Source organism: Halobacteroides halobius DSM 5150 (assembly GCF_000328625.1).
Taxonomy (GTDB): Bacteria; Bacillota; Halanaerobiia; order Halobacteroidales; family Halobacteroidaceae; genus Halobacteroides; species Halobacteroides halobius.
Map to the genome: position 1 here is coordinate 1,520,812 of NC_019978.1, position 13,886 is coordinate 1,534,697.

The following is a 13,886-nucleotide window of genomic DNA, read 5'->3' on the forward strand; positions in this document are numbered from 1 at the left end:
TCCTAATTGTTTCCGTAAATTTTCAATACTAATTATATCACCTTAATTATAATTCGCAAAGTTTAATTACTTCCTCCAAAAGCCAGATAATAAAAAGACTAATACTGTATAAATTTCTAGTCTTCCTAAAATCATACAGAAACTGAGTAATAATTTACCCGTAATTGGTAAAGGAACGTACGTATTTAGCGGGCCAATTAACCCTAAACCAGGCCCTATATTCCCCAAAGTAGCTGCTACAGCAGAAATAGAACTAACTAAATCAATTCCAAAAGAAGTTAAGGTTACTGTTGATATCACAAAAACAATAATATAGAGAAAGAAAAAACCTAAAATACTAGTTGAAACTTCATCTGATACAGCTCTATTACCTATTTTTAATGAAGTAACTGCTCGGGGATGAATTAATTTATGTAACTCCTGAAATCCTTTTTTCATTAAAGCATAAATTCTAATCACCTTAATCCCACCAGCTGTAGAACCTGCACATCCTCCAATAAACATTAAAATCAATAAAATTCCTCGGGAAAAGGGAGGCCAAATGTCATAATCAACCGTAGCAAAACCAGCTGTACTAATAATTGAAGTTACTTGAAAAGAAGCATATCTTAATGCTTCAGTAAAACTATTATAAACTTGAAATCTTAGATTAATAGTAATTAAAATAATAGAACTTGCAACAATTAGGGCATAAAATCTAAACTCCTTATCCTTAAATAATGATTTAATATTTCCTTTTAGACATTGGTAATGTAAAGTTAAGTTAATCCCCCCTAAAAACATAAAAAAAGACATAATTGCATCTATTACCACACTATCATATGCTCTAACACTTAAAGTTCGAGAAGAGAAACCACCAGTTGAGATAGTACCAAAAGAATGAATTACAGCATCAAATAAAGGTATATCATTAAAATATAAAATTATTGTCTGTAAACAAGTTAAAATTATATAAATTACCCAAATAGTCTTAGCTGTTTCTCTAATTCTAGGTTTTAAACGATCATGAACTGGGCCTGGAACTTCAGCTTTAAATAACTGCATTGAACCTGCTAATTCAGGTAAAATAACAATCGACATTACTATAATCCCCATCCCACCTAACCAGTGCATTAAACTGCGCCAAAATAAAATAGTATGTGATAAACTCTCTAAAGACATAATAACTGTAGCTCCAGTAGTAGTAAATCCACTTACACTCTCAAAGAAAGCATTGACAAAACTATCAAATGTCCCAGCTAACATTAAAGGTAAAGCCCCAAAAATCGGAATAATCAACCAGCCTAAAGTTACAATTGCAAATCCTTCTCTATGTCTAATCCCTTCTTTCTCAGTTGCAAATTTTCTTAATAACTGTCCACAAATAATAGTAAATCCCATAGAAACAATAAAAGCTATACCATCTATTTCTCGATAATATAAAGATACTAGTATTGGCAATAACATACTAGCCCCTACAAAAACTAATAATATTCCTATCATTCCCAAAACCATTCTTAATCTCATATCACATCCCCCTAGTTAAAATAACTTTTAATATCACGTTTAGTAAGCAAAGAAAAGATAAGTAATTCATCTCCTCTTTCTAATCTGGTATTACCATCTGGAATTATCACCTGCTTATTTCGATAGACCAGTCCAATCAATAAATCAGTAGGTAAATTTAATTGAGCCAACTTGTTTCTTTTTTTATTCTTAACCTGAGCAAACTTAACTTGCCCAGCTAGAATAGTATTTTCGCTAACTTGTCCCTGATGTAAGTAATCTAAAATGGTATCAATAGCTAATAAGGAAGGACTAATAATATGGTCTACTGCTATTAAATCACTTAAAGAATTATAATTAATATCTGATACAACACTGATAGCATATTTAACCCCTAATTTATTAGCTATATTAGCTAATAATAAGTTAGCTTCATCATTATTAGTGCCAGCTATAAAAGCATCTGCATTAGCAACCCCCTCTTCTTTTAATAATCTTAAATCTGTTCCTTTACCCTCTAAGACTAAAACATCATTTAATTCATCAACAATCTGTTCGCACTTAGTTTTACTCTCTTCGATTAAAGTTACTACAAAATCCTGGGCACATGCTTTAGCTAATTGATAATTTATTCTACCTCCCCCTACTAATACCATTTTATTTTTAGTTTTGGTACTATAGTTTATCAACTCCCCTAACTTTCCTTTAAAACTTTGCTTAAAGATAATAAATAAGGTATCCCCGGGATATAACTTATCATTTCCATGCGGAATCAAAGCTCTACCTTGACGTAATACAGCCAATAGCAATGAATCCTCTGGTAAATCTAATTCCTTAACAGTCTGATAAGCAAAATCTCCTTGATGAGAAATTTTCAATTTAGAGACTTTAACTTTCCCTCCTAATAACTTACTTAATTGTGAACCGACTCCTGGTTTGACTAAACCTTTAATCCGGTTTATAGTCATTGTAAAAGGATTAAGAACTAAATTAAGCTTCAAACTCTCAATTTGTAGCTTAGAATCAAATAATCTTTGATCTTTAATCTGAACAATCACTTGTTCTACTCCTAAATTACGTCCATAAATCCCCGCCAACAGATTATATTGATCATCAGTAGTAATAGCAATTAATAAATCAGTATCTTCAACTCCTGCCTCCCTTAAAACACTCAGATCTGTTCCCTTTCCTTCTAAGACTAAACCATCAACTCGCTCTTGTATCTGTTTTATTCTTTTACTATCTTGCTCAATAATTACTATATTTTGTCCTAACTGAGTTAGATGTTCAGCTAATTGAATACTAACTTCATTTCCACCTACAATAATCGTCTGCTTAACTGACTTACCAAAACCTTTTTTAACCTTCTTAAACTTATTGATCATCTTTTTCATACTATCTAACCCCTTTTAATTGCTATTATCAATTTATGCAATAGTAAAAGAGAAAATAACAAAAAGAAAAAAAGCCAGGCGTAATCACCTGACTTGAAATTTATAATATTTATTCCTGCCACCTTAAAATCTTAACCTGCCATTGATTATTCTTTTTTTTTCTTTTTACTATAGCTTTAACTTCTTTCTTAAAATTATTACTACCTGAAAAAATTTTGGTAGTAATTAAAAAATAATGAGAAGTAACTGTAAAATATGGTTTTATCGCCTCAAGCTTTTTAACACTCATTATTCGCTGTAAATTATTTAAATTTTTTATTCCATTTTCTTGGCGATAATTTAATATCTTATTAATATAAAGATGACTTGAATCTAGGCCAACCCTTAGTTGCTGACTTAAAATTGCAGATAAAAGCTCTTGCCTAGCTATATTAATATTTATTCTTCCTTTAGTCGTAATATAAGGTTCTATTTTTTCTACAGTACTTGCAGCTAATCCTTTTAAATATAACTTATCTAATTTATCAATATTTCTAAACATATTATTTTGCTTACGCTGCTTACGTAAATAATCAATAACTAATCCAGTTTGGAACTCATTTATCTGCAAAGATAACATAAGTTGTTTTAAGCTCTCTAATCGATCAGTATTTAAATTAAATTTACCATAGGTAGTAAGAAACTTTTCAGCTTGATCATAATCTTTACCAAATGAATCCTTCATTAAAACTAAGTCAGAAATTAATCCTTGCTTTAATCTTTTTTCTAATTCTCGGTTCCACCAACCAAAACTATAAAATAACTGATAAGAATTATAATTAATATTAAATTTACTTCCTATATCCTTTATTCTTACTTTATATTTTAAATTATTTAGTTCTCCCTCAATTACTTTAGTCCATTGGTCATTATTAGTATCATAATCCGTCTTATCCTTTTTTAATTGGTTAATGCCTAGCATCACACCTGATACAGCTACTTGATCTGTTCTTTTTTGTTGTAGATTATTACTAACTAACATAGTATTCAAACTAACCTCATCCACCAAACTAGTCAAAATAATACTTAAAATAACTATTGTCCATAAAACAATTATTAAAGCATAACCTTGATTCTTATTAGTAAAACTCATTTTTTCTCCTTATTACTTTATTATCTATTAAAATATTTATTATTTAATTTATTATTTTCTTGATTAATAGTTAAGTTCCTCTTTATAAAGATAATTTTAAGCTTTATTCATTATTTTTATAAAGATTTCATTTAATATCCTTATAAATATTTTATTTGCCATACTTTTCTTTTAAATAATAAGGCGCAACTATAGAAGTAAAAGAAATATAAATCCCAATTCCTAAACCAAAAAGCCCTAAACTTATAAAAAACCAACAAGTTCTTCGAAAATTTTCCTTGCTAAATTCAAAAATAGCTCCTAATCTTAATATAGGATAAAGTACAGGTAGTGGAACAATAAATGATAATTTAATTGAACCTTCTATTTCAGCAAAAAAAGCAACTACTCTAACACTACCAGAATCTCTTGTTCCCATCACTGCTGATGTTTCTGCTTCTACAGTAGCACCCTTCAATCCTAGGCTGAAATTATCACTTTCATATTTTACTTTGGCAATACTTGTATCTAAATTTGCACCTAAATCTGGTACGTTATCTTTCACTCCATCTTGAGTTACTTGAAAATCAAAGACTTCTTCAGTTATATTATTATGCTTACTACCAAACCCAGTATCAATTAAAACATCGTTATTATTAATTTTAGTATATTTCTTCATATTCTGTAATGAGTTATTAAAACTCTTCTTGGCTTTTTTTATTGATTTAGGAATATTATCTATTGACTTTTCTACTGATTTTTTAAGCTTATTATTTTTGCTATTTTGATCATCTGTTATCTTTACAAATCTCAGATCTAATACTATATTTTCCTCCATTTGTAGATCTAACGGATCAATATAATTAATCGAATTAGCATTAACGTAAACATACCAATTAGTCCCGTCCTTGACTGGGTCAACTGTAATCCATCTCATACTCTGTGAATTATAGTGTCTGTAAGCAAAGTTCCAGGTTCCTAACTGATTACTATATCTCTGGCCAGTAAACCCAAATACATTCTGATTATGAGCACTGTGTTCAAACCAGCCATTATATGGATCACCATAAGCATCGTATTCATAACGTTCAACAGCCTGTCCATTTCGTCCACTAGTCATTGTTACAGATCCTAGTGCATCCTTGTGATAAAAGTTCAATCCCTTATTAGGATGCTTCGGCCACCAGCCACCGCTTACCTTTGGCTTTTTGAAGTAATTCATTGCAATTAGTTTACCTTCTGCATAATAATATTCACTAATCTTATTCATTTTTCCTGCATTTATGCGATTGTTTCCATTATTTCCTTTTCTTTTAACTTTCATTTCATAGCCTTCAATAATGTTATGGCTCTTTCCATCATACATATACCGCTGGGTTTCTTGCCAAGCCCCTTGTAGAGGATCTACTGTTTTTTCTATCTTTCTGCCTAAAGCATCATACTTATATCTGACTTCTCCTTTAAATGGTCGACCACTGTTAAAGAAGTGAGGGTAGTTGCTATTATTTCTAGCTCTGACTAATCGATTATTATAGTTATATTCATACTCTGCTGATAAGTCTCCTAGCTGTTCCTTAATTAAGTTACCATTATCATCATAGTCATATTTTCTCTGATCGGCTTGGACTAACTGGTTGCTTTGGTTATACTCATAGGTACCTATTTTGATCTAATATAAAATAGGACCAACAGTAATTAGGATACCTCCACTTTTTCTTTTTAGCTTCGACCGTAAAGATATATTCATCATCTAAAATTAATAAATCAGTAGAAATTAGGTCTGGCAAGTCAAGTAATTTTGTGATATTATAAGTTTGCATTTGCTTGGATTCCTTTCTTTTAATTATTGTAGTTGACTACTTAAATAATTAGAGAAATGATAGCAAATGCATTTTTATTTTTTAAATTTACATATTTTTCTTCACAACATTAGTCAGAGACCCATAATTTTTAGCTATATTTTTTATAAGATTTGATATCTAAAAATAAACCAAAAAAATAAACCCCTAATAAAATAAACAATGGAATAAATTCAGATACTTCAAATTTTCTCAAAATAATACATTTCATAATTATTTTAGGGAAAATTATAAATAACATTATTATCCAAAATATCATAAAATATTTTGCTTTTTTTATTTCATCTATCTTTCTAACTTTTAATAACCACAACCATCCAATTAAATTTAAAATGGTTATGAAAATTAATAAATTATTCTTTAAATTTACATAAAATAAAAATAATTGACTAATAATAATCAGCAAAGTTATTATTAAATGTTTTTTAAACCAATTAATGTTCATGAGAATCCTCCTTAAATTATATACAAGGATGCATTTTTTAAATACATCCTTGCTTTTATCAAGCTTTTTTAATTTTTAATAAAATTCTTTTTTAAATATCACTCTCGCCCTCTCCCTTTATATCTTCTTGTTTGTTTTTTCTAATATGTTTCTTTAATTTTTTCATTTCCTCTTTTGAAGACATAGCCAAATGTTTTTTAGCTGCCTTTTTCGCTTCTCTTTGTGGGGTTGTAAATTCGTTGACTGCATAACTAATTGTTCCTACTGTAACTCCTGTTCCTATAATTATTTTACTCCAGTTCGGACCATTACCGCCGCCATTACCATTATTAAAGAATTTTTTTAGTTTTCTCCCAAAATTCTTATCTAAACTAGTTAATGCGTCATTGTCTGGTAAAACTTCATCGAGAGCTACCTCATTATCTTTTTGTCTAGAAATATTTTGGATTGTTTTATTTTGCGAATTATTAGCTATTAAATATACACCATAACCAACTGTTACTACTGAAGCAATGGTTTCTCCTACAGGAGTCGGTTCAGCTAAAGCAACAGTCCACATTGTTCCAAAAGCTCCTGTAGCATTTCTTCCATCAGGATCTATATAATTTACTGGATCACTATAACAATACTGATACCAGTTAGTTCCATCCTTAACTGGATCCTTGGTTATCCAACGCATGCTGTTTGAATTATAGTGTCTGTAAGCAAAGTTCCAGGTTCCTAACTGATTACTATATCTCTGAGCAGTAAAGCCATAAGGATTTTGATTATGAGCACTGTGTTCAAACCAGCCATTATATGGATCTCCATAAGCATCATATTCATAACGCTCAACAGCCTGTCCGTTTCTTCCGGTAGTCATTGTTACTGAACCTAGGGCATCCTGGTGGTAGAAATTCAATCCCTTATTAGGATGTTTCGGCCACCAGCCGCCGCTTACCTTTGGCTTCTTGAAGTGATTCATTGCAATTAGTTTATCTTCTGCATAATAATATTCACTAATTTTATTCATTTTTCCTGCATTTATGCGATTGTTTCCATTATTTCCTTTTCTTTTAACTTTCATTTCATAGCCTTCAATAATGTTATGGCTCTTTCCATCGTACATATAGCGCTGGGTTTCTTGCCAAGCCCCTTGTAGAGGATCTACTGTTTTTTCTATCTTTCTGCCTAAAGCATCATACTTATATCTAACTTCCCCTTTAAACGGTCGCCCGCTGTTGAAGAAGTGAGGGTAGTTGCTGTTATTTCTAGCTCTGACTAATCTATTGTTATAATTGTATTCATATTCGGCTGATAAGTCTCCTAGCTGTTCCTTAATTAAGTTACCATTGGCATCATAGTCATATTTTCTCTGACCGGCTTGGACTAACTGGTTGCTTTGGTTATACTCATAGGTACCTATTTTGATCTAATATAAAATAGGACCAACAGTGAAGTTGGCCCTTGCATTGCTAATTTAAGTTTCCCTCTAATATTTCTTTAATTTTATTCTTTTTTAAATTTACTCCTTCCCAATTATATAAGTCTATAAACTCAGAATCATCATAATCAATTTCTTTATATATTTCTCTAGCCTCTTTATAATTTTCTTGTTTAAGTTCCCACATTATTTTCCAATAATATGTAGTTTTAGTTTTTGGAAATTTATTTTTCAGCTCACTAAAATAATCTTTAAATTCTTTTTTATCATTAAGTTGAAATTTAAAATAAAGAAGTGAATTATAAATTCCTAATAACTTTTGATTATTCCGATTTTCACACTTTTTCTCAAAAAAATTTTCTGCTTTTTTCTTAATATCAGTATTTATCTCATCTGACCAGTGATAAACTAAACAAAGGTCTGATCGTTCTTTTAGCCCTCTTAATAAATATTTTTTACCTTTTTTAAATTCCTTTACTCTAAAATGAAGTTCTGCTAAATAAAATAAAGAATCAATATATCTTTCATCACTTTTAGAGACTGTTTTTTTAAATTCTTTTGTATATTCAATAGATTTTTGATACTTTTTTTGAATACAAAATAATCTACTAATTTCCCATAAAGCAACTAAATAACCTTCTTCTTGAGTTTTATCAATCTCATCAAACTTTTCATCTAATGTGTTAAACCAATCATACCCTTTCAAATAATAATCTAATGCTGTTTCAATTTCTTCTATTTCATCATAAGCCTCTCCCAAAGCTACATAACAATAAGCTGAACTATTTTCTACTAATAAGCAAGTTTTCAATTCTTTTATTGCTTTTTTTACTTTTTCTTTCTCTAAATATATTGTTCCCTTATAATAATAAGTCTTAAAATTATCCGGATCAAAAATTTGAGCCTTATTTAAATATCTTAACGCTAATCCATATTTAGCCTCATTATAATAACCCACTCCCATTTTATAAATTCTTTCTGAATATTTATTTAATAAATTTATAATAAAATCTACAATTTTAAATCCTAAAATCCAGGAATTTATAAATACAATTATTATTAAAGTAACAATCTCTAATATATTTCCTAATCCAAATTTTACTCTAATAAAACTAGTAAACAATATTGATAATGAAATAGCCAGTCCTATGAAAAACTTTTCTACTAAATCATAAAGTAAATTATTAATACTTAATATCCCAAAACTACTACACCAAACGTATTTTAAAAAAGGAATTAAAATAAGAAAAATGAATGGATAAATGGGACCCCAAACTCTCGTTGTATACCATAAAAAAACTATTACAGCTAAACTAGACAAATAAGCAATTAAATTAATTATTAACTTTTTATACTTATGTTTCAAAATTTTCCTCCTTTTTTATAAAAATTATAATCCGGATATGCTAATAATTAGCATATCCGGTGGGAACAGAATTTAAATTTTTATTTATTAGAAGATGACTCATCTTTAATTTGAGATTGTTGCATTTGAGGATGAGTAACATGATTTTGAGGATCAGGTTTATTATTTAGCTTTTCTAATTCTTTTTGACCCTTTATACAACCTTTAGTACCAAGTGTAATACCAACCACAGTACTTGTTCCAATTGCAACAGTCTTTTTAGCAATTTCCTTTAAATTTGGTCCATCATTATTATTATTACCTGAACCTCCTCCCTTTTTAACATAATCAATCAAATTTTTAACCCCTTTTTCTTCACCCTGACCAGTAATTGTTCCATCTTCAGTCTTTCCTGGATTTACATTTTCTTTATCCGAAACATCTCTTAAATTATCTAAATTACTCTCTGGTAAAGGTTTATTCATTTTGTGTTTTTCATTTTCATCCAATCCTTTAGCTTTCTGCATTTGGGAACTATTAGCTATTGAATATACACCATAACCAACTGTTACTACTGAAGCAATGGTTTCTCCTACAGGAGTCGGTTCAGCTAAAGCAACAGTCCACATTGTTCCAAAAGCTCCTGTAGCACTTCTCCCATCAGGATCTACTAAATTAACCGGATCAGCATTAACGTAAACATACCAATTAGTCCCGTCTTTGACTGGGTCAACTGTCATCCATCTCATACTCTGTGAATTATAGTGTCTATAAGCAAAATTCCAGGTTCCTAACTGATTACTATATCTCTGACCAGTAAAGCCATAAGGGTTCTGATTGTGAGCACTGTGTTCAAACCAGCCATTATATGGATCTCCATAAGCATCGTATTCATAACGCTCAACAGCCTGTCCATTTCGTCCAGTAGTCATTGTTACAGAACTTAGTGCATCCTTGTGATAAAAGTTCAATCCCTTATTAGGATGCTTCGGCCACCAGCCACCGCTTACCTTTGGCTTTTTGAAGTAATTCATTGCAATTAGTTTACCTTCTGCATAATAATATTCACTAATTTTATTTATTTTTCCTGCATTTATGCAATTGTTTCCATTATTTCCTTTTCTTTTAACTTTCATTTCATAGCCTTCAATAATGTTGTGGCTCTTTCCATCGTACATATACCGCTGAGTTTCTTGCCAAGCCCCTTGTAGAGGATCTACTGTTTGTTCTATCTTTCTACCTAAAGCATCATACTTATATCTGACTTCACCTTTAAACGGTCGCCTGCTGTTGAAGAAGTGAGGGTAGTTACTGTTATTTCTAGCTCTGACTAATCGATTATTATAGTTGTACTCATACTCTGCTGATAAGTCTCCTAGCTGTTCCTTAATTAAGTTACCATTATCATCATAGTCATATTTTCTCTGACCGGCTTGGACTAACTGGTTACTTTAGTTATAGGCGTAGGTGATTTGGCCCCAGCCATTTTGTTTAACTACTACATTGCCTGCTGGGTCATAGCTGAATTCTTCTGTCCAGTAACCACTATTCAGTGGATCAATATTAAAAGAACCGCCTTTTGCAACCTTATCATATAAGCTATCAATTTTATTTTCTTGCTCCATACTGACATCTAATTCTGTTACAAATGGTAGTGCGTTTTCTCCTTAATCTAATCTTAAGGTTCCTTCTCCGCCGGAGCTGCTGCCTAGAGAGTCTAAATTATTTTCTAGTTGCTCTCGTAAATTACTTTCTTCACTCCATATCATATCATGATTAAAGTTCAACTGATAATCAGTCGGATCGCCAACTTTTGAAAGCAATCCAAAGTGATTTCTTTCCTTAAGGTCAGCTAATTTCTTCTTATCTCTAAATGGATACTTTACTTTCTTTAGTCGACCTACTGGATCATACTGATAAGCTTGTAATTCTCCACTTCCTTCTATTTGGAATTTCCGTTGGCCGTTATTATTATAAAAATATCTATAAGATTCAAAGAATTCTTAACCAATATTGTGTTCTGTCCAATGGACAATACATTTTACTTTAGTTCGAAGATATAATTGTATTTTATTCCATTTTATTACTATTTATTTTTTTCTACAATATCTCTTTATTATTTCTTAAATACACTTTAATTCTACGAATCATTGAATTCTTTTATAAAATCCACAATTTCTTTTGCATTTTTTATATCTTTTAAGAATAAGAATTCATTATTAATTGGAACTAAAAAATCAATTCCAAATATAATACGACTTGACTCCATAAAAGATAATTCATTTCCTAATTTTATACTACCAATTCCATTAGATGCTATATTTTTACTGGCAATTTTAATATCGCTAATATTAGCAACTTGTATAATCTCATTTCTCAATCCTTTTATTATAATAATAATTCTTTTATCTGTTACAATATATTGTGTATTTCTTTTTTTAATAATTCTATAAATCAATCTACCCAAACTAAAATAAAAACCTACACATAAAAAATACCCACCGCCGAAAAATGTGATTAATTTAATAATAATCCACATTTCACCTCGGATTGTAAAAAAGTAAATAACTAAACCTCCAAGAATAAAAATGATTATACCAACAATTATCATAAATATATTTATCAAAATATAAAAAATATTTAAATTTTTTATAGTAAATTGTGGTTTCTCAGACCACATAATCTCCTCATTCTTATTTAATATAGAGTGCATTATAATAAAATTTCTCCTTTCATTTAATTTTATAGCTGAATAATAAAATAATCATATAGAATCCTTAAATTAATTCAATCGTTAGTATCCTTATTATTCTCTATGATTTCAAATATATTTTCAATTGGTTCAATATTATAAAACACAATCGAAGGATTCTCTTTATACACATCGCCAAATTTATAAAAAAAATCAAACCCAGTATATATATATAAAGAACACAAATCTACATCTATAAAATCTGAACTTTCAAATCTTATAGTCATTTTACCATTAGAATGCATAATTCTACTTAACCCATCTATATAGCCCCCTAACTGACTTGTAGAAATCGTTTGTTAGTAGTATAATGGAAATAATTTAAAATTAGGGGGACTAAAAATGCCTAGAACAAAGTATTCTGACGAACTTAAAAAGCAAGTGGTAGAAGAATGCAGACAGATAGATAATATTTCTTTAGTAGCTCGGCGCCATGAAATTTCTAAAAGCACTGTTTATGCTTGGGTTAAAAAAGCTCGTAAGACAGGTTCTGTTAACTCATTACCAAAGGATCAAAAGAAAAAGCTCAAAGAAACTTCTAAAAGATTAGAGAAAGTAAGTTCTGAAAATGATCAGCTAAAGAAATTACTTGCTGAAAAAGAACTAGAATTAGCTATTTTAAGAGATTTAAGAGATCAATCAAACCCGCAGTAACCGACAGAGTGAAGGTTGCAATAAAGTGGATAAAGAAAGGTTACAAGATAGCTACAGTTTTAGACTTTGTCGGTTTATCAGAATCCACTTATTATTATAATATTAATCATAATAGCGAAGATGATAATAGCTCAAATAATCCTAATGGTAGACCTATCCCTGGCTATTCTTATAGCTATGCTGGTGAAAAAGTCTCAGATGAACAGATAAAAGAATGGTTATTAGAATTAGTTGCAGGTGATGGTTTTCCTTATGGTTATAAGAAATTAACTACTTGTCTAAAGGAAGATTATATGCTTAAAATCAACCATAAAAAGGTATATAGATTGTGCAAAGAGCTTGATATATTAAGACCTCAAAGAAAGATAAAGAATCGTCACCCTAGAAGGTTAGCTAAGAGAGACGAGATTAGTAATTCTAATCAACTTTGGGAGATGGATCTTAAATATGGTTATATCACTGGAACAGATCAATTCTTCTTTCAGTTATCAGTAATAGATGTCTTTGATAGGTCAATAATTGACTACCATTTAGGTTTAAGTTGTAAAGCTGAAGATGCCTGCAGAGTATTAAAAAAGGCTCTTGCTAAAAGAGAATTAACTAAAGGTATGGATTTACCTGTTATAAGAACAGATAATGGTCCACAGTTTACATCTAAACTCTTTGGTAGTACTTGTCAATCTCTAGGCATGAAGCATCAAAAAATACCAGTAAAAACTCCGAATATGAATGCTCATATTGAATCATTCCACTCTATATTAGAAGATGAATGTTATAGTCGTAATGAATTTCAAAGTTATATAGAGGTCTATGAGATTGTTAGTGAGTATATGAGATATTATAATAACAGGCGTAGACATGGTAGTTTAAATAACCAAGCTCCAACTCAATATTATCGAGCTGTTAAAGATAAAAAGATTAAGCCTGAAGTCTTTATTGCATAAAATAAGAAGTTACGAATGATTGAGTATGATATAGATTTTCTCCAATATTAGGGGGTTAAGCCGCCATTAATCCTATTAATATCTATCTTTTCTACTAGCTTCTTATAAGTATCAGTTAAAACAATAATTTTATCATTTGTTATTGCATAGTATGTGTTTTTCATTTTCCATTTTTTATAAATAAACCTACCCAAGAATACATAAAAAGAAATTATTAAAATAATTAGACTAATAAACATAATAAACACATTTACTAATTCACTTTCAGATAAACTAATAGTAATATCTAAAAATATACTCAATATGCTCACTATGAAAACAAATAAAACTCCAATATTAAGTAACAAAGCTGCAATACTAATTGGAAATAAATACATTTCCCTTCTATCAAAAAGTAAACCTTTGTGAGGCTGTCCTATCCATAAAATTCTCTCATCTTTAGATAAATAACTTTTAAATAATGATTCCATTCAA

The 13,886-nt window shown here is 29.8% G+C and carries 12 protein-coding genes; 1 reads left to right on the forward strand and 11 read right to left on the reverse strand.

What is annotated here, in order from left to right; translation table 11 throughout:
• Nucleotides 1-66 precede the first annotated feature (66 nt).
• The 10 genes from HALHA_RS07475 to HALHA_RS07515 form a co-directional block, all read right to left on the reverse strand.
• Nucleotides 67-1,506, reverse strand: coding sequence for a TrkH family potassium uptake protein (locus HALHA_RS07475; RefSeq protein WP_015327184.1), 1,440 nt, complete (start codon nt 1,504-1,506; stop codon nt 67-69).
• An 11-nt stretch (nt 1,507-1,517) separates the two neighbouring features.
• A complete protein-coding gene (gene trkA / locus HALHA_RS07480; protein WP_015327185.1) occupies nt 1,518-2,879 on the reverse strand; it encodes a Trk system potassium transporter TrkA in 1,362 nt (453 codons plus the stop codon).
• 109 nt (nt 2,880-2,988) lie between these two features.
• A complete protein-coding gene (locus HALHA_RS07485; protein WP_015327186.1) occupies nt 2,989-4,011 on the reverse strand; it encodes a type II secretion system minor pseudopilin in 1,023 nt (340 codons plus the stop codon).
• 151 nt (nt 4,012-4,162) lie between these two features.
• Complete coding sequence (locus HALHA_RS07490; RefSeq protein WP_169314485.1) at nt 4,163-5,314, reverse strand: RHS repeat domain-containing protein; 1,152 nt, start codon at nt 5,312-5,314, stop codon at nt 4,163-4,165.
• A 626-nt stretch (nt 5,315-5,940) separates the two neighbouring features.
• The gene (locus tag HALHA_RS07495) at nt 5,941-6,294 is read right to left on the reverse strand and encodes a hypothetical protein (RefSeq protein WP_015327189.1); all 354 of its coding nucleotides are present in this window, start codon (nt 6,292-6,294) and stop codon (nt 5,941-5,943) included.
• Nucleotides 6,295-6,385: 91 nt separating this feature from the next.
• On the reverse strand, nt 6,386-7,360 hold the full coding sequence (locus HALHA_RS07500; protein ID WP_015327190.1) for an RHS repeat domain-containing protein: 975 nt from the start codon (nt 7,358-7,360) through the stop codon (nt 6,386-6,388).
• A gap of 388 nt (nt 7,361-7,748) precedes the next feature.
• On the reverse strand, nt 7,749-9,083 hold the full coding sequence (locus HALHA_RS07505; protein WP_015327191.1) for a tetratricopeptide repeat protein: 1,335 nt from the start codon (nt 9,081-9,083) through the stop codon (nt 7,749-7,751).
• Nucleotides 9,084-9,163: 80 nt separating this feature from the next.
• Nucleotides 9,164-10,198 (reverse strand): RHS repeat domain-containing protein, encoded by a 1,035-nt coding sequence (locus tag HALHA_RS07510; protein ID WP_041607715.1) that lies wholly within the window; start codon nt 10,196-10,198, stop codon nt 9,164-9,166.
• 315 nt (nt 10,199-10,513) lie between these two features.
• Nucleotides 10,514-10,687, reverse strand: a complete 174-nt coding sequence (locus HALHA_RS13485; RefSeq protein WP_156801225.1) for a hypothetical protein — start codon at nt 10,685-10,687, stop codon at nt 10,514-10,516.
• 515 nt (nt 10,688-11,202) lie between these two features.
• Complete coding sequence (locus HALHA_RS07515; RefSeq protein WP_015327192.1) at nt 11,203-11,775, reverse strand: hypothetical protein; 573 nt, start codon at nt 11,773-11,775, stop codon at nt 11,203-11,205.
• A 381-nt stretch (nt 11,776-12,156) separates the two neighbouring features.
• Between HALHA_RS07515 and HALHA_RS07530 the strand changes: the two genes are divergently transcribed.
• A protein-coding gene (locus tag HALHA_RS07530) for an IS3 family transposase (RefSeq protein WP_156801226.1) occupies nt 12,157-13,412 on the forward strand; the annotation gives its coding sequence in 2 pieces (ribosomal slippage) (nt 12,157-12,463 and nt 12,463-13,412; 1,257 coding nt in all).
• A gap of 47 nt (nt 13,413-13,459) precedes the next feature.
• On the opposite strand, the gene HALHA_RS07535 is transcribed toward HALHA_RS07530, so the two are convergent.
• Complete coding sequence (locus HALHA_RS07535; protein WP_015327196.1) at nt 13,460-13,882, reverse strand: hypothetical protein; 423 nt, start codon at nt 13,880-13,882, stop codon at nt 13,460-13,462.
• Nucleotides 13,883-13,886: the final 4 nt, after the last annotated feature.